Below are 17,022 nucleotides of genomic sequence, written 5' to 3' on the forward strand. Positions count from 1 at the left end.
GCGTGGGCCGTCGGTGCGTGACGTTCATTCATGTTCCGCACTCCCCTTGCCGAGCTCGGCCTTCAGCACGAAGCTGTTCGAGGCCACATATTCCTGGCCCGGCTTGAGCCCCTTCAGCACTTCGGTCGCGCGTTCGTCGCGCCGCCCCGTCTCGACGGCCTGTGCGACGAAGCCCTTCGGCGAGCGCACGAATACCGACGGCACGCTGTCGACGTCTTGCAGCGCGTCGCTCGCGACCGCGAGCGCAACGGCCTGCTTGCCCGCGTCGACCGACACGTTCACGAACATTCCCGGCCGCCACACGCCGTCCGGGTTCGGCAGCACGACGCGCGCGGGCGCGGTGCGCGTCTGTTCGCCGAGCAGCGAGCCCACGTAAGCGATCGGGCCGCTCGAGCGCGATTCGAATGCGGTCGCGCTGACGGTCGCGTCGCGGCCGACACGCACGTCGTTCAGCCGCTGCGCGGGCACGGCCATCTCGGCCCACACCGTCGACAGGTCGGAGATCACGAACATGCTCGCGTCGGCCGCGATCGCTTCGCCGGGCGTCGCATGCTTCTCGACGATCGTGCCCGCAAACGGCGCGCGCAACTCGTAGCGATTCAGCGCGCCCGCGCCCGCCGGCGCGTTCAGTGCGGCCAGTTTCTGCCGCGCGTTCTGCACGGCGATCTCGGCCTCGCGCAACTGAACCTGCGCCTGCTGGTAGTCCTGTTCCGCCGAGATGCGCTCCTGCCACAGCGTGCGTTCGCGTTCATAGGTCGCGCGCGCACCCGACAACCGGCGTTCGGCGGTCAGCAGTTCGCTGCGACGGTCCGCGAGATCGGTGCTCGCGATCACGGCCAGCACCTGCCCCTTCGCGATGTTCTGCCCGAGCGACACCGACACCTGTTCGACGATGCCGGCCACGCGCGGCACGACGTGCGCGGTGCGATCCTCGTTGAATTTGATCTCGCCCGGGAGCTGGAACGGCGTGGCGATCTGCGCGGGGCCGGCCTTCGCGAGCGCGATCTTCGACGTCCGCAATTGCGCGTCGGTCAGCGCGATCGCGCCGTCCGCGCGGGCGAACGGGAACGACGCGGCCTGGTTGCCCGCCGTAATGTCGATCGTCGCGTCGAACACGTGCGGCTTCGCGATCGACTGCGCCGAAACGAACTTCTGGCCTGCCGCGTCGAAACGCATCGGTTCGTGCGAGCGGTCGTACCGCACCAGCGTGCCGGACACGGCAACGCCCGTGTCGACCGGCTTGCCGTCGACGAACGGATAGACGACGAGCCGCGCGTCGCCGGGCTTTTCCGTCATCACGATCTCGACGGACAGTTTGCCGCGCGTGAGCACGACGCCACCGTGCGAGCCGGTGCCAACGCCGTCGGCCGCCTGTGCGGCTTCGGTGCCCGCGGGGGCGGACACACTGCCTCGCGTGACGGCGAGCGCGCCGAGCACGATCCCGACGCCGCCGAGCACGGCCGCCGCAATGATGAAGATTCTGCTGCGTGACATGATGATCCTTCAGGTAAGAAGCGCGGCTATTGCGCGACGGCCGCGAGCGGCGTCCCGACGAGCCGGCCGATGTCGGCGCGGGCCGCATGCGCGTCGGCGAGCGCGCGCACGTATTGCGATTGCCCCTGGAACAGCGTGCGCTGCGCGTCGAGCACGTCGAGGAAGCTGAACTTGCCGAGCTCGTAGCCACGCGACATCGCATCGAGCGCGCGCCGCGCGCCAGGCAGGATGTCGGTCTTCAGCCGCCGCGCTTCCTGCGCCGCCGCGTCGAAATTCGCATACGCCCGTGCAAGTTCGAGCCGCAGCCGCGTACGTTCGCGGTCGAGATCGGCATTTGCGCGCTCGGCCTTGTGCGTCGCTTCGAGCAGCGCGCCGCGGTTCGTGTCGAACAGCGGAATCGGAATCGACACGCCGACGACCGCCTGGTTGTCGGGCACGCCGCCGGTCGTCACCCGCTTCACGCCGGCGCTGACCGTCACGTCGGGAATACGCCGCGCGCGTTCGAGCGACACGGCCGCGTTCGAGCGCAGCATCTCCGCACGCGCGACGCGGGCGAGCGGCGCGTCTTCGAGCTGCGCGGTCAGCGCCGACAGCGGCTCGACCGCAGGCACCGTTTCCAGATCGCCGAGCGCGACGCGCCGGTCGCCGCGCGCTTCACCCATCGCCGCATTCAGCTTCTCGCGCGCGACGTCGACACGGCCGCGCGCGGTCGTCACCTCGATCTGCACGCCGGCCGCCGCCACCTGCGCCTTGGTCGCCTCGACCGGCGACACCTTGCCGGCCTGCGCGCGGCGCCCCGCGAGGTCCGCCGAGCGCGCGGCGATCGCGGCCGACTCTTCGGTAACCTGAAGTTGCCGCTGCGCGGCAAGCAATCCGTAGAACGCCGCGATCACATCGGCGCGCACAGCGGCAACCTGCTCGTCGAGCGACGCGTTCGCGGCCTCCCGGCTGTACGATGCGACGTCGAGCCGCGCGCGACGCTTGCCCCCGAGCTCGAGAGTCTGGTTGATCAGCGCGGTCGACGTGCGTTCCGCGCGGCTGAAGCCTTCCTGCAGGAACGACACTTCCGGATTGGGACGTGCGCCGGCCTGCATCAGCGCGCCGGCCGATGCATCGACGTCCGCACGCGCGCCGCGCAGTGCCGGGTTGTTGCTGGCTGCCGCCGCGAGCGCGTCGGACAGCGTCAGCGACGGGGAAGAAGATGTGTCGGACGGCGGCGCGGCACCGGAAGCCGTCGGGGCCAAGGCCTGGGCCGGTGCCGCGACCTGCAGCGACTGCGCATGGGCCGTCGCGGCCGTCGCGAAGACGACGGCCGCGGCGAGGGTGAGCTTGAGCATGTTCGGTTCTGCGATAACGGTTCGCACCGATGCTACGGATCGGGTGCAGTGCGAACATGAGCCGAAGATGACAATTCCGTCATGTTGAATGCGACGGAGTGCGGACGTGCGGCGTCCTGCGGCAGCAGGATCCGCTTCGTAGATCAGTGGATTTCAGTGAATGTGCGGTGCGATCGCCGCGCGGAAGAAAAACGAAGCCCGGCCAGCCGACACTGCCGGCTCGTCAATGTCCGGCACGCAGCGTTACACGCTGCCCCGCTTCGCGCGCCGGCGTTGCACCAGCCAGTCGAGCAGGTGTCGTCCGTCGCGTTCGCCGAACCAGCGCGCGTGCCCGAGCAGGTAGCCGTCGTACGCGATGTCGACGATCGCCGGGGCGTCGATGATGCACCCGAAATACGCGACCTCCGACAGCGCGAACTCCACATGCACGATCGGCAGCATCGCGACCAGCGCCGCGTACGCATCGTCGCTCAGCGGTTCGAGCGATTCGTAGCCGTCGAGCAGCGCATCGATGTGCGCGTATTCGATGCGGCGCGCATCGGCCGGCGCCATCCAGTCGATCGCATTGCGCTCGATCGCCAGCGCGACGTCCATCACCGCGCACGTGCGATCGGACAGGCCGAAGTCGAGCACCGTGCGCACCCGCGCGCCGGGGCCGGCATCGGTCCACAGCAGGTTCGACGCATGCCAGTCGCCGTGCGTCCACAGCGGCGGCAGCGCGGGCAGCAGCGGCACGAGGCGCGCATGATACGGGCCGATCGCATCCGCCACAGCGCCACGCCAGTCGCGCGTGCCGAGCGCGCGCACCAGCAGCGGCTGCGCATCGACCCAGCGTTCGAGCGCGCCCGCCAGATCGGTGGACGACAGCACCCGGAAACTCGACAACAGCGTGCGCACGGGCCGCGCCGGCGCATCGTAGCCGGCCGACGCGCGATGCAGTTCGGCCAGTGCGCGGCCGGCCGCGTACGCATGCGAAGCATGGGTGAACGGCTGCCACGACATCACGCCGCGATACGCGTCGACACCGGGCGCGACCGCGTGCACTTCGTAGGTCCAGTCGCCGGATGCAAACGCGGTCGCATCGTCGCGACCGGCGAGCACGTCGGCAACCGGAATGCCGCGTTCACGCAGATGCGCGATGAAGCGGTGCTCTTCCTCGAGCCCGGCGACATCACGCAGGCTCACGTGATGACGCTTGACGAACAGTGTGCGCTCGTCTGTCGTGCGCACCAGCACGGCCGCCGAGAACGGCCGCGGGCTGTGCCACGCAAGCCGCGCCGGCGCGCCGACGCCATCGATCCGCGCGAGCACGCCCGCGACTTCGTTGTGCGTCATCAGCGGCCAGTCGCGTTCGGCCTGCTCGCCGTCGACGCCGAATTGCGGCGGGGCGACGTCCCGCGCGGCGGCAGCGTCACGCGACGCAGGCGCGTTCGGCTCGAGAGGAAATGTCATGGACGACGCAGCTCCGTAGTTGAATCGGCCCGTGAATCAGCCCGCCGGGCTTGCCGTTGCGCGCAGCGCGTCGGCCGTCCGGCTCCAGTCGCGCCAGCCGATGACGGCGAGCGCGATGAACAGCGCATAGAGTCCGGCCGTCAGATACAGTTCCTTGAACACGAACATCCCGACGTACACGACGTTCACGACGATCCACAACCCCCACGACGCGATGTAGCGCCGCGCGGTCCAGTATTGCGCGACGAGGCTGAACGCGGTCAGCGACGCATCGACGAACGGCAGCGCCGCATCGGTCCAGCGCGCCATCATTCCGCCGAGCAGCGCGCTGCCGACAACGGCCGCGATCAGGTCGGGCAACATCTGCCGGGGCCGCACGCCGGTGACGGGCGCGACGTCGCCTGCCGGCGCCGCGCCGCCGCTCGCCTCGAGCGTACGCTGCGCGATCCAGCGGCGCCAGCCGTACACCTGCAGCACCGCGAACGCGCCCTGCAGCAGCATGTCGGAATACAGCTTCGCGTCGAAGAAGATCCAGCCGTACAGCGCGACCGACGCGAGCCCGACCGGCCAGCACAGCATGCGCCGCTTCGCGGTCAGCCAGATCGCGAGCGCGCTGACGATCACGCCGGCGATTTCGAGTGGGGACATCGTCTGTACTCTCCTGGTTGGCTGCCGGGGCCGCGCATCACGCGGCCGGGTCCGGACGATCAGAAATCATAGGTCAACGATACGCGGGCGGTGCGCGGCGCGCCCGGGAACAGGTACGCGTCGCCCTGCTGCTCGCCCGCGTCGCGCCAGTAGAACTTGTTGAACAGGTTGTCCACCGACACTCGCAGCACCGTGCGATGGCCCGCGATCTTCGTCGTGTAGCGCGCGCCGAGATTGAACACGAACCACGACGGCACGCGCGCGGTGCCCTCTTCGTTCGCGTTGCGGCCCGCGCTGTATTCGACGCCGCCGAGCATGTTCAGTCCCGCGACGCCCGGTACCGCGTAGTCCGCATACAGCGACGCGCGCAGCGCCGGCACGTTGATGATCTGGTGCCCTTCGTACGCCGGCGACCCCGAATCGTACGCGCGCGCGCGAATCGCCGCGACGCTCGCCGTCAGCGACAGCCGCTCCGTGAGCCGTCCGGCCGCGCCGAGCTCGATCCCCTGGTGGCGCTGCGTGCCGCGCTGCACGAAGGTATAGCTCGTGCCGGACGCATCGGGATCGGCGAACTGGAACGGCTTGCTGATCGAGAACACGGCGGCCGTCAGACTCAGCCGGTCGAGCCAGTCGTATTTCGCGCCGAGCTCGAACTGGTGCGATTCGACCGGCGGCAGGAACGCATACGCGTTGGTCGCGCGCACCGGCGCCTGGTCGCCGAGCGACAGCGCCTTGCTGTACGACGCGTACAGCGACAGCACGTTCACCGGCTTGTAGACGAGCGCGACCTGCGGCAGGAACACCGAGCGATCGGTGTGCGTCGCCTCGCCGTCGAGGCTGCTCCAGCTGCGCTGGCGCAGCAGCACTTCCTTGCCGCCGGCGAGCACCTGCCAGTGTTCGCCGATGCTGATGCGGTCGAGCCCGAACACGCCGTACTGCCATGAATCGAGCTGCGGATACGACGGCCCGGCCGTATTCGGCGACGGCGCGAACGCGACGTCGGGCCCGTAGACGTTCTCGCTGCCCACATAGTCGTACACGGCGTTCGCCATGTGCACGACGCGGCGCTGCACGCTCACGCCGAGCGTCAGTTCATGGCGCAGCGGGCCCGTTGCGAACTTGCCCGTCGTCACCGCACGCAAGTCGTCGTTGCGACGGTATTCGCCGGGGCTGCGGAAGTCGTAGACGTCGTAGTCGCCGTTCGCGCCGAAGAAGAACGGCGACGTCGTGCCGGCCGCGCAGCTCGCCGCGTAATAGCAGCCGTACGCGAACGCGCTGTTGTCGTCGATCATCGTGCGGCTGCGGCCCGCCGCGACATACGCCTTCCAGTCGTCGTTGAACTGGTAGTCGAAGCGCGCGTTCAGGTTCAGCGCATCGGTCGTCACCGGCTTCGCCCACGGCTGCGTGCCGAGCGCCTTCGACGTCGTCTTGACCGACGGCACGACGGTGCCGCCGAGCAACTGGTAGCCGGGCGCGGAGCGCTGGATCCACTGCTGGAATTCGGCGTTGAGCTGCAGGCTCGCGCGCGGGCTGATGTCCCAGTCGGCGGCGATCGAGCCGAACGTGCGCCGTCCGTTCGTGCCGTCGATGTACGAGTGCATGTTCTCCTTCGCGGCATTGATCCGGAACCCGAACTGATGGTCGGGGCCGAAGCGGCGGCCGAGATCGACGGCCGCCGACGTCGAGCCGCGGCTGTCGACGCCGCCCGTCACGCTCGCGACGTTCGCCGAGCGCTTCGTCACGAAGTTGATCACGCCGCCCGGCGCGACCACGCCGCTGTCGATGCCGGCCAGCCCTTTCAGGATCTCGACGCGCTCCTTGTTCTCGAGCGGCACGTTCTGCTCGCCGGACACCGTCAGACCGTCGATCCGGATCGCACTCGCGAGATCGACCGGGAAGCCGCGGATCGCGAAGCCTTCGAAATAGCCGACCGGCGCGTAGTCGTTGACGACCGATGCGTCGTTGCGCACCACGTCGCTCAGGCGCTTCGCCTGCTGGTCGTCGATCTGCGCGCGCGTGACGACGTTGACGGACGCCGGCGTGTCGCGCAGCGGCGCATCGTCGAGCCCCGTGACCGATGCTTCGCGCGCACGAAACGTGTTCCCGCGCGCGCCGGTAACCGTGATCGTCGGTAGCGCGGCGCTGCCGGCCGCATCGGCGTCCGGCGCCAGTGCGTCGCCCTGTGCCGCAGCGGCCTGCGCCGCGAAAAGCGTGATGCCGAGACCGACGCCAAGCCCGGCCTTCGTGCGCCGCCGCCGTGCGGGCGCCGCTGTTGTTCTATTCACCGTCATTGTTCTGGATGGAAAACTCGCCACTCGACCCTGTCGAAACACTCGAAACTCGTTATGCAGCCGCGAAGCGCGACCTCGCGCAAGAATCCGCAACGGTCCCTGCGGCCGCCGGGCACGAACGTCGACACGACATTCGCCAGACGAGTCGGACGATCGGGCCGCATGCGTGCCGATCGTTCGGGAAAGCGCAGGATGGGACATCGGATGACGATGACGCGCCGGGCAACGACACAGCCGTCGACCGCTTCGTCGGGGGCGTGTCGGGCGGACGGCGGCATCGCGCGGTCTTGTCATGCGGGGGGACGCTTCGAACGCCCCGTCACGGGCGCGACGTACTTGCGCGCGCCATTCGCTGGAACGGCGGCGTGCCCGTCGCGCACGACATCGCGGCGCGGCGCGCATTTTACCCCGGGCAGGGCCGACCGCCCTGGAATCGGGCAAATCGGAGGCGTGGAAGGCGGGAACGGAAACCGCGCGACTCACGCGGCACGGCGACGGTGTTGATGTGCGCGTGACTGGCGTTGTGCGCGGCCATGTCGATGACCGGCACAGTCACGTGCCGGTCACGCGGCCGGAAACCGGAGCGGGAACGTTCGCCCGCCCGCGATTCGGCGGTCGGTCAGAACCCCTGCATCGTCGCGGTCGGATCGACGACCAGATGCACGACACCGTAGATGACCGCGCCGACGAGCAGCGCGAGCACGATCGCCACGAACGGCAACAACGTGTAGTTGACGTTCGCGAGATCGGCGGCGTGCGCCTTGCTGTTTCGTACGCCGAAGAAACTCCACAGGACCAGCTTGATCATGCCGAGCAGTTTCATGGTTATGCTCCTTTCATCGAATCGGTTGACGCTATCGTCGATCCGACCGGCATCCGAAAAAAGAAGCAGATGCGCGCGCTTTTCACGCAGCAGGCCGTCTGCGGCGGCATGTCGCATGGGTTGTTCAGCGGTCGAGCACGAGCGGCTCCGTGGCACCTTCCGCTGGCCGCGCGACGCACAGCAGCGCGCAGCCGGGTTCGACCGTCGCATCGGGCGGCTGCACGTAATCGACCGCACCGGACAGCACGCGCGTCGCGCACGTACCGCACGCCCCCGACCGGCATTCGGACGGCACCGCCACCCCCTGGTCTTCGGCGAATTCGAGCAGCGTACCGTCCGCGGGGGTCCAGGCGGCGTCGCGCGCCGAGCGGCGGAACACGACGGGCATGCTTGCCACCGCCGCCGCTGCCGTGCGGGCCACGCTGCGCACGACGCTCGACGGCCCGAACGCCTCGAAGCGGATCCGCTCGTCCGGCACGTTCAGCGCGCGCAATCCGTCGTACAAATCGCGCATGAACGCGGACGGCCCGCACAGGTAGAAGTCGTAGTCGTCGAACGGCAGGATGCGCTTCAGTTGCGCGACGTCGATGCGGCCCGGTCGCGCCGCGCCGTCGCGCTGCGGCCGGCTGTCGAACCAGTGCAGCGATACGCGGGCGTCGGCGTCCGCGATGCGCGTCAGTTCCGTCGCGAACGGCCGATCGGCCGTATCACGCGCGCCGTGCACGAACACCACGCGGCGCGACGGCGCGTCGTCGGCCAGCGCGTGGCGCAATATCGCGATCATCGGCGTAATGCCGATGCCGGCCGACACCAGCACGGCCGGACGCGGGCTCGCGACGTCGAACGTGAAGCGGCCGCGCGGCATCTGCGCGTCGATCGTCATCCCGGCGCGCGCATGGTCGTGCAACCAGGCCGATACACGTCCTTCGCGCTTCACGGTGATCCGGTAATGCGACGCGCCGGGCGCATCGGACAGCGTGTAGCTGCGGATCGTCGGTGCATCGCTGTCCGGCAGCGCGACGCGCAGCGTCAGATGCTGACCGGCTTCGTAGGCCGGCAACGCGCCGCCATCTGCCGGTTCGAAATGAAACGAGCGGATCGCGCGCGCTTCGTCGACGATCTTCGCGATGCGCAGTGGGCGCCAGGTGGAGGGCGATGACGATGCCGATGCTGAAGCAGAAGCCGATGCCGACGATGAGACAGACGCCGCCGCCGCCCCGCCCGCGCTCGCGGCCCCCGCCATCCCCGCAAACTGCGGCGCCCGCTCGACCGCCGACCACCGGAACGGCAGCACGCCGCGCATGCGCCGCACTTCCCGCACATGAAACCGCACGACCCGTTGCGCGCCGTCGAACGACGCGACGAGCGGCCCGTCCCACACGATCTCCGCCCGCGCGGCGACATACAGCAGGTCGCCGCTGTCGAAGTCGACGAACAGCAGCCCCGCGCGCGGATCGTGCTGCAGGTTGCCGAGCGTGTTGAAGAAGCGATTGCCGCTGAAATCGGGCGTCGTCAGCGTCTGCGCGTCGTCGACGCGCACGAAGCCCGGCATACCGCCGCGATGCGACACGTCCGCGCCGCGCGCGGCGCCCGCACCGGCCGACGTGTTCGCACTTGCGACGAAGAACGTATCGGCCTGCGCGAGCAGCGCGCGGTCGGCATCGGTCAACCGGTCCGACACGTCGGCCTCGCCGAGCGCATCGCCTTTGCGCGTCACGAACGTCGGCTTGCGCCCCTGGATGTACTTCGCACAGTTGCCGAAGCTCTGCTCGACCGCGATCGTCAGCGCACCGCCGTCTACCGCGCGCACGATGCCGTTCACGCGATTGCGCCGGCGCGTGTCGAACTCGATCCCGAGCCCGCCGAGCGGCGCGCCCGGCTGCCACGCGCCCGCCAGCGGATCGCCGGGCAGCGCATCGCCGTCGATGCGCAGCGTGCGCGCGTCCGGCGCCGTCACGAAACCGGGCATCCCGACCCGCAGCGTCGCCCACGGCTGCCCGCCCGCATCGACGCCGCCGAGCACGAAGAACGGCAACTGCGCAAAGAACGTCCGGTGCTGGTCCGGCATGAAGCGGCGAATTCCGCGCCGGCCGGCCGTGCCCGCGGCCTCCGTCACGCCCGCGCGCTGCTGCACGGCAAGTTCGCCCGCATGAAACGGCGCAACGTCGAGTTCCCAGCCCGGTACGGCGGCGGTCGGCGTGGTCATCGCGTTCTCCCGGTAAAGGCGCGTCTTCGCGTCAGGCAGCAAGCAGGCCGGCGCGGGTCGGCGGCATCGCGACGAAACCCGGCAGGACCTCGACGCGGGCGAGCCACGCGCGCACGTGCGGATACGGTTCCAGCGACACGCCGCCTTCCGGCGCGTGCGCGATGTACGTGTAGGCGGCAATGTCGGCGATCGTCGGCTGCGCGCCAGCGGCGAACGGCTTGCCGGCGAGTTCGCCGTCGATCACCGCGAGTACCTTCGCGGCCGTGCGCTTGGCGGCGTCGTGATCGAGCGGCGCGCTGAACACGGTGACGAGCCGCGCGGCGGCCGGCCCGGACGCGATCGGCCCGGCCGCGTACGAGAGCCAGCGCTGCACGGTCGCCGCGCCGGCGGCATCGTCGGGCAGCCAGTGCGCGTCGCCGTAGCGCTTCGCGAGATAGACGAGGATCGCGTTCGAATCGGCGAGCACGGTGCCGTCGTCGTCGATCACCGGCACCTGGCCGAACGGATTGAGCGCGAGGAACGCGGGTTCGCGCTGCGCGCCGGCCGCGAGGTCGACGTCGATCGTCTCGAACGGCAACCCGAGCAGCGACAGGAACAGCCGGACGCGATGCGCGTGCCCCGACAACGGAAACGAATAGACACGAACCGGACGGGCGGGCTTGCTGGCGGCGGGCATGGAAAGGCTCCTGGATCTCGCGCCGCCGGGAATCGGCGACGAACGGCCCCAGCGTAGCGCTCGCCGTTCACGCCCAGAAGACGGATAATCGCTGAAACATTATCCTCTCCCATAGGACAATCGACGATGGCCGATCTGCGCGACGTGAACCTGAACCGGCTGGCGATCTTCGTCGCGGTGGTCGATGCCGGCTCGCTGACGGCCGCGGCCGAACGGCTCGGTCTCGCGAAAACGGTCGTCAGCACGCACATGCAGCGCCTCGAATCAGAGGTCGGCGCGAACCTGCTGGTACGCACCACGCGCCGGCTGAGCGTGACCGATGCGGGGCGCGCGTTCTACGATGCATGCCGCGACATCGTGCGCGCGACCGAAAGCGCGCTCGACGCGGTATCGTCGGACACGGGGCCGCTGCGCGGCACGCTGCGGGTGAGCGTGCCGATCGACTATGGCTCGCTGGTCGTCGCGCCGGCCATCGTCGCGCTGCGCGACGCGCATCCGGGCCTCGACGTCGAGCTGATCGCGAACGACCGCATCGTCGATCTGGTCGCGGACAATCTCGACGTCGCGATCCGCATCGGCCGCCTCGCGGATTCGAACTATCGCGCGGTGCAGCTCGGCGAGTACGAGAAGTGGCTGGTCGCGAGCCCCGCGTTCGTCGCGCGGCACGGGCTGCCGCGCGATCCGGACGCGCTCGCCGCGCTGCCGTTCGTGATGCTGTCGACGCTGTCGCGCCCGCATACGCTCGAGCTTCACGACGCGAGCGGCGGCCACGCGTCGGTGCGCTGCATCGCGCCGGTCGTGTCGAACACGGCGACGGCCTGCCGTGCAATCGCGCTCGCGGGCGGTGGCTTCGGCCTCCTGACGGATTTCTCGATCGCGGAGGATGTCGCGGCCGGCCGGCTCGTCCGGCTGCTGCCCGCATGGCGCTCGGCGCGGGCCGGGATTCACGCGGTGTATCCGTCGACGCGGTTGCCTTCGCCGAAGGTGCGTGCGTTCATCGATGCGATGAAGGCGAGGATCGGGGACGCGCGGTCAGTGATGGCGGCACGATCGAAACGCTCGAGAAGGTGAAGCGTCGGATGGCTTTGCGACGCAACCGGATGCGAATCGCGCAAGTCCGTTCGTCGCCGCATCCTAGCCCGCTTCCCGCAACGTCCCCAGCAGCACCTTCCTGCAACTCGCGACCATCTGCGCCTCCGGGTCGCGATAGCCGGTGAGCAGCCACGCCGCGCCGACGTTCGTCATCGCGCCGACCAGCGCGAGCCCGACCAGCCGCTGCTCGGTGCGCTCGGCGGGCGTCACGGCCTCGCCCGTCGCGCCGATCGCCATGATCAGCTTGCCGAAGTCGATCAGCATCCGCTGATACGTCATGTCGGTGTCGGCGCTCACGCCCATCACCTCGAGCAGCAGCACGCGCGCAGCGCACGGGTCGCGCAGGAATCCGAAGAATGCGGCGAGCCCCGCATCGATGCGCTCGCGCAAATCGCCGCCGCGCTCGGCCACCGCCCGCTCGACCGCGTCGTGCAACTGCTGCGCGTGATGCAGGTAGGTGCAGCGCAGCAGATCCTCGGTGCTGTCGAACGCCGCATAGAAATAGCGGTCGTTGAGCTTCGCTTCCTGGCAGATCGACCGCACGGTCGCCTTGCGGAAGCCGACCGTGCCGAACACGCGCGTCGCCGCACGGATCAGCGCATCGCGCCGCTCGGCGGCCCGCACCTCGGGCGCCACGCCGCCGTATGCCCGGCCCCGTTTTTCCGTTTCGAGTGCTTTCTCCATTTCGCTATTTGACATCAGGACACCCGAAAACTAAAGTGGTGACGAACAACACCACAATAAGCGCGCCGCCGACGCAGCGCAAGCGGAACGGGAGGAACGACGGATGAAGGGTTTTTCCGGCAAGGTCGCCGCGATCACGGGCGCCGGTTCGGGCATGGGACGCAGCCTCGCGGTCGAGCTTGCGCGGCGTGGCTGCGACGTCGCGCTCGCCGACGTCAACGAGGTCGGGCTCGCCGGCACAGCGGCCGCGTGCGCGACGCACGGCGTGCGCACGAGCACGCGTCGGCTCGACGTCGCCGATCGCGATGCGGTGTTCGCGTGGGCCGATTTCGTGCGCGCCGAACACGGCAAGGTCAACCTGATCTTCAACAACGCGGGTGTGTCGCTGGCCGCGAGCGCGGAGACCGCGCGCATCGCCGATCTCGAATGGATCGTCGGCATCAACTTCTGGGGTGTCGTGCACGGCACGCAGGCGTTCCTGCCGCATCTGCGCGCGTCGGGCGACGGGCACGTGATCAACACGTCGAGCCTGTTCGGGCTCGTCGCGATGCCAACGCAAAGCGCGTACAACGCGACCAAGTTCGCCGTGCGCGGCTTCACCGAGGCGCTGCGGATGGAGCTCGAACTCGACGGCGCGCCGGTCAGCGCGACCTGCGTGCATCCGGGCGGCGTCGCGACCAACATCGTCGACGCGAGCCGTGTCGACACCAGCATCCGCGCGCTCACGGGCCAGGACGAAGCAACCCACCGCCGTCAGGCGAATCGCCTGATCAACGCGACGACGGCCGACGATGCCGCTCGGCAGATCCTCGCCGGCGTCGAGCGCAACGCGCGCCGCGTGCTGGTCGGCGCCGATGCCCGCCGCCTCGACAAGCTCGCGCGCCTGCTCGGCGCCGGCTACCAGCGGCTGGTGCTGCGCCACGTGCGCCGTGCCCGCGCACGCAATCTCGGCCGCACGAATGCACCGGCCGCGCTCCCGACCACACCGACCAAGGACGCCGCATGACCTCGACGACGACCGACCGGCGCGATGCGCCGTCCGCCTGCGGCGACAACCGCGACCTCGACGTGCTGATCGTCGGCGCCGGCCTGTCCGGCATCGGTGCCGCCTATCACCTGAAGCAGCGCTGCCCGTATGCGAGCGTGGCGATCGTCGAGGCGCGCGACGCGATCGGCGGCACCTGGGATCTGTTCCGCTATCCCGGCGTCCGTTCGGATTCCGACATGTTCACGCTCGGCTACAGCTTCCGCCCGTGGCACAGCGACAAGGCGATCTCGGACGGCCAGACGATCCTCGACTACATCCACGGCACCGCGCGCGCGCACGGCATCGACAAGATGATCCGCTACGGCCAGAAGGTGGTCGCGGCCGACTGGGATTCGAACCGCGCACGCTGGACGGTACGCATCGAGCGCACGCGCGACGGCGCGGTCGACACGCTCGCCTACACGTGCCGCTTCCTCTACATGTGCAGCGGCTATTACGACTACGACGGCGGCTACCTGCCCGACTGGGCCGGCATGGACTCGTTCGAAGGCCGAATCGTGCATCCGCAGCAATGGCCGAAGGACCTGTCGTATGCAAACCGGCGCGTCGTCGTGATCGGCAGCGGCGCGACGGCCGTCACGCTCGTGCCGTCGATGGCGGCCGATGCGAAACACGTGACGATGCTGCAGCGCTCGCCGACCTACATCGTGTCGCTGCCTGCGCGCGACAAGATCGCGAACGCGTTGCGCCGCGTGCTGCCGTCGCGGCTCGCGCACCGGATCGTGCGCATGAAGAACGTACTGCTGACGATGTACCTGTACAACGTGTCGCGCCGCAAGCCCGAGCAGACCAAACGGTTCATCATCCGCGCGGCCGGCAAGCAGCTCGGCCCCGACTTCGACGTCGCGAAGCATCTGACGCCGCGCTACATGCCGTGGGACCAGCGCGTGTGCCTCGTGCCGAACGGCGACCTGTTCAAGTCGATCCGTGCGGGCCGCGCCTCGATCGTCACCGACGAGATCGAGCGCTTCACGCCGACCGGCCTGAAGCTGAAGAGCGGCCAGCAACTCGACGCGGACGTGATCGTCACCGCGACCGGTCTGAAGGTGAAGATGCTCGGCGGCGCGCGCGTCACGGTCGACGGCCGCGCGGTCGATCTGCCGCAGACCGTGTCGTATAAGGGAATGATGTACAGCGACGTGCCGAACCTCGCGTCGTCGTTCGGCTACACGAACGCGTCGTGGACGCTGAAGGCCGAGCTGATCGCGCGCTACGTGTGCCGGCTGCTGAACCACATGCGCGCGAACGGCTACGACACCTGCGTGCCGCGGCTCGGCGCCGGCGACCTCGGCGACGTGCCGGCCGTGAACCTGAGCTCGGGCTACATCCAGCGCGCGGCCGGCATCCTGCCGAAGCAGGGGCATCGCAAGCCCTGGAAATTCCATCAGAACTACGTGCTCGATCTCGCGTCGCTGAAGTTCAGCGGGCTCGCCGATTCGGCGATGCAGTTCGAACGCCGCGCGAAAGCCGGCCCGGCCGCCGCGCCGGTTGCCGAACCCGTACTCGAATCCCGTTGAGGCCGACATGACCCATACGCTCCACCTGATCCAGAACGTGCTGCTCGGCGTCGTCGCGGTGCTCGCCGCGCTTGCGCTGTTTTCCGGCTACGTCGCGCGCCGCGTGACGCGCGCGTTTCCGCCCGAAGGCCGCTTCGTCGACATCGGCGGCGACCACATCCATTACGTCGAATACGGCAGCGGCCCGCCGCTCGTGTTCGTGCACGGGCTCGCCGGGCAGTGGCGCAACTTCGCGTACCTGCCGCTCACGCGGCTCGCGCAGCACCATCGCGTGATCCTCGTCGACCGGCCCGGCGCCGGCCGCTCGCTGCGCGGCGCCAGTTCGCAGGCGAACGTGTTCGCGCAGGCCCGCACGGTCGCCGCGTTCATCGACGCGCTGAAGCTCGACCGGCCCGTGCTCGTCGGTCACTCGCTCGGCGGCGCGATCGCGCTCGCGGTCGGGCTCAATCATCCGGAGCGCGTCAGCCGGCTCGCGCTGATCGCACCGCTGTCGCACGAGCAGACCGAGCCGCCGGCGCCGTTCAAGCCGCTGATGCTGCCGTCGCCGCTGGTGCGCCGCTTCGTGTCGTGGACCTTCGCGATCCCGTTGACGATCCTGACCGGCCGCAAGGCCGTGAGCCAGGTGTTCGCGCCGGAAGCCGTGCCGCGCGACTTCCCGGTGAAGGGCGGCGGATTGCTCGGGCTGCGGCCGCACGTGTTCTACGCGACGGCGACGGACCTGCTGTCGGCGCCCGTCGACCTCCCTGCGATGGAGCGCCGCTACGCGGACCTCTCGTTGCCGGTCGACGTGCTGTATGGCCGCGCCGATCCGATCCTGAACTGGCGTACGCACGGCGAAGCGCTGGCGCGGAAGTCGGCGCGCGTGCGGCTGAAGGTCGTCGAGGGCGGGCACATGCTGCCGGTCACGATTCCGGACGCGACGGCCGACTGGCTGCTCGAAGTCGCCGCCGCGCCGGTCGAGGCGCCGACGCAAGGCACGCACGTCGAGCATTGATCGTCGGCGGGCCTGACGGCCGGGATGCGCCGTGTGCCGGTCAGGCTTCGTCGTCGGGCAGCGACAGCCCGAGCTCCGTCATGACCTCGCGCGCGCTGCGGAACGCCTCGACCGCCGCCGGCGCGCCCGCGTACAGCGCGCTATGCAGCAGCACCTCGCGAATCTCGACGAGGCTCGCGCCGTTGTTGAGGGCGCCACGCACGTGGCCCTTCAGCTCCGTGCTGCGGCCGAGCGCGGCCAGCATCGCGCAGGTACAGAGGCTGCGCGTCTTCAGGTCGATCCCGCCGCGCTGCCACGTACTGCCCCACGCGTGCTCGTTCAGCCAGTTCTGCAACGGACGCGAAAAACCGTCGAGGTCGCGCATCGCGCGCTCGACGAACGCCTCGCCCATCACCTCGGTGCGGCGCGCCTTGCCCTGCTCCCTGTCCTGTTCGCTCATGTCGTGTCCCTGTCTCGAGTCGTGGCCGCTTCGGCGTCGCCCGCGGCCGGGTTGGTTCACGTCATGTTCCCGGCGCACGGGCGTTTCGTCAAAGACGCCGGCCTCGGGTCGCGGCCGGCCACGTCACACACGGAACGTCGGGTCGAACGCTACGTAACATCCGGCCCGGCGTTACGGTTCCTTACGGGAACATCACGGCGAGCGCGTCGGCAGGTCTGGCGTCTCCGTCGCGCGAAACCGCCATTCCTCCGTTTAAATCGCGCCGATATTCCCGATTCCCACAACAATGCGCTGACGCATTGCGCGAAAGGTGTCATGGCG

The 17,022-nt window shown here is 69.5% G+C and carries 14 protein-coding genes; 4 read left to right on the forward strand and 10 right to left on the reverse strand.

Going from position 1 to position 17,022, the window contains the following annotated elements:
* Positions 1-24: 24 nt before the first annotated feature.
* From WS66_RS10265 to WS66_RS10300, 8 genes are all read right to left on the reverse strand, one after another.
* Complete coding sequence (locus WS66_RS10265) at positions 25-1,494, reverse strand: efflux RND transporter periplasmic adaptor subunit (protein WP_059601391.1); 1,470 nt, start codon at positions 1,492-1,494, stop codon at positions 25-27.
* Positions 1,495-1,520: 26 nt separating this feature from the next.
* Positions 1,521-2,831, reverse strand: a complete 1,311-nt coding sequence (locus WS66_RS10270; protein ID WP_059601389.1) for a TolC family protein — start codon at positions 2,829-2,831, stop codon at positions 1,521-1,523.
* 243 nt (positions 2,832-3,074) lie between these two features.
* Entirely contained in the window at positions 3,075-4,283 is a 1,209-nt protein-coding gene (locus WS66_RS10275) for a phosphotransferase enzyme family protein (RefSeq protein WP_059601387.1), read from the reverse strand.
* Between the two features lie 36 nt (positions 4,284-4,319).
* The gene (gene pnuC, locus WS66_RS10280; protein ID WP_059531890.1) at positions 4,320-4,931 is read right to left on the reverse strand and encodes a nicotinamide riboside transporter PnuC; all 612 of its coding nucleotides are present in this window, start codon (positions 4,929-4,931) and stop codon (positions 4,320-4,322) included.
* A gap of 59 nt (positions 4,932-4,990) precedes the next feature.
* Positions 4,991-7,222 carry a TonB-dependent siderophore receptor gene (locus WS66_RS10285; RefSeq protein WP_059601385.1) on the reverse strand — a complete coding sequence of 744 codons (2,232 nt, stop codon included), beginning with the start codon at positions 7,220-7,222 and terminating at the stop codon, positions 4,991-4,993.
* 619 nt (positions 7,223-7,841) lie between these two features.
* Positions 7,842-8,045, reverse strand: coding sequence for a DUF2970 domain-containing protein (locus WS66_RS10290; RefSeq protein WP_021164122.1), 204 nt, complete (start codon positions 8,043-8,045; stop codon positions 7,842-7,844).
* A gap of 124 nt (positions 8,046-8,169) precedes the next feature.
* Positions 8,170-10,251 (reverse strand): pyridoxamine 5'-phosphate oxidase family protein, encoded by a 2,082-nt coding sequence (locus WS66_RS10295; protein WP_059601823.1) that lies wholly within the window; start codon positions 10,249-10,251, stop codon positions 8,170-8,172.
* A gap of 31 nt (positions 10,252-10,282) precedes the next feature.
* Positions 10,283-10,927: a glutathione S-transferase family protein gene (locus WS66_RS10300; RefSeq protein ID WP_059601383.1), complete on the reverse strand. Its 645-nt coding sequence runs from the start codon at positions 10,925-10,927 to the stop codon at positions 10,283-10,285.
* Between the two features lie 126 nt (positions 10,928-11,053).
* On the opposite strand from WS66_RS10300, the gene WS66_RS10305 reads away from it, so the two are divergent.
* Entirely contained in the window at positions 11,054-11,998 is a 945-nt protein-coding gene (locus tag WS66_RS10305; RefSeq protein WP_059601381.1) for a LysR family transcriptional regulator, read from the forward strand.
* A 63-nt stretch (positions 11,999-12,061) separates the two neighbouring features.
* Here the strand turns inward: WS66_RS10305 and WS66_RS10310 are convergent, their stop codons facing one another.
* On the reverse strand, positions 12,062-12,718 hold the full coding sequence (locus tag WS66_RS10310) for a TetR/AcrR family transcriptional regulator (protein WP_059601379.1): 657 nt from the start codon (positions 12,716-12,718) through the stop codon (positions 12,062-12,064).
* Between the two features lie 88 nt (positions 12,719-12,806).
* Here WS66_RS10310 and WS66_RS10315 point away from each other — a divergent pair, with 88 nt between their 5' ends.
* Genes WS66_RS10315 through WS66_RS10325 form a run of 3 tightly spaced genes read left to right on the forward strand, consistent with a single transcriptional unit; the run spans position 12,807 to position 16,262 of the window.
* Positions 12,807-13,709 carry an SDR family NAD(P)-dependent oxidoreductase gene (locus tag WS66_RS10315; RefSeq protein ID WP_059601377.1) on the forward strand — a complete coding sequence of 301 codons (903 nt, stop codon included), beginning with the start codon at positions 12,807-12,809 and terminating at the stop codon, positions 13,707-13,709.
* Positions 13,706-15,268 (forward strand): flavin-containing monooxygenase, encoded by a 1,563-nt coding sequence (locus WS66_RS10320; RefSeq protein WP_059601374.1) that lies wholly within the window; start codon positions 13,706-13,708, stop codon positions 15,266-15,268. The genes WS66_RS10315 and WS66_RS10320 overlap by 4 nt, the downstream gene beginning before the upstream one ends.
* Positions 15,269-15,275: 7 nt before the next feature.
* Complete coding sequence (locus tag WS66_RS10325; RefSeq protein ID WP_059601372.1) at positions 15,276-16,262, forward strand: alpha/beta fold hydrolase; 987 nt, start codon at positions 15,276-15,278, stop codon at positions 16,260-16,262.
* A gap of 40 nt (positions 16,263-16,302) precedes the next feature.
* Here WS66_RS10325 and WS66_RS10330 read toward each other — a convergent pair whose 3' ends face one another.
* Positions 16,303-16,701, reverse strand: a complete 399-nt coding sequence (locus tag WS66_RS10330) for a carboxymuconolactone decarboxylase family protein (RefSeq protein ID WP_059601370.1) — start codon at positions 16,699-16,701, stop codon at positions 16,303-16,305.
* Between the last annotated feature and the right edge of the window lie 321 nt (positions 16,702-17,022).

Origin of the sequence: Burkholderia sp. LA-2-3-30-S1-D2, assembly GCF_001523915.2 — a bacterium.
Classification (GTDB): Bacteria; Pseudomonadota; Gammaproteobacteria; order Burkholderiales; family Burkholderiaceae; genus Burkholderia; species Burkholderia diffusa.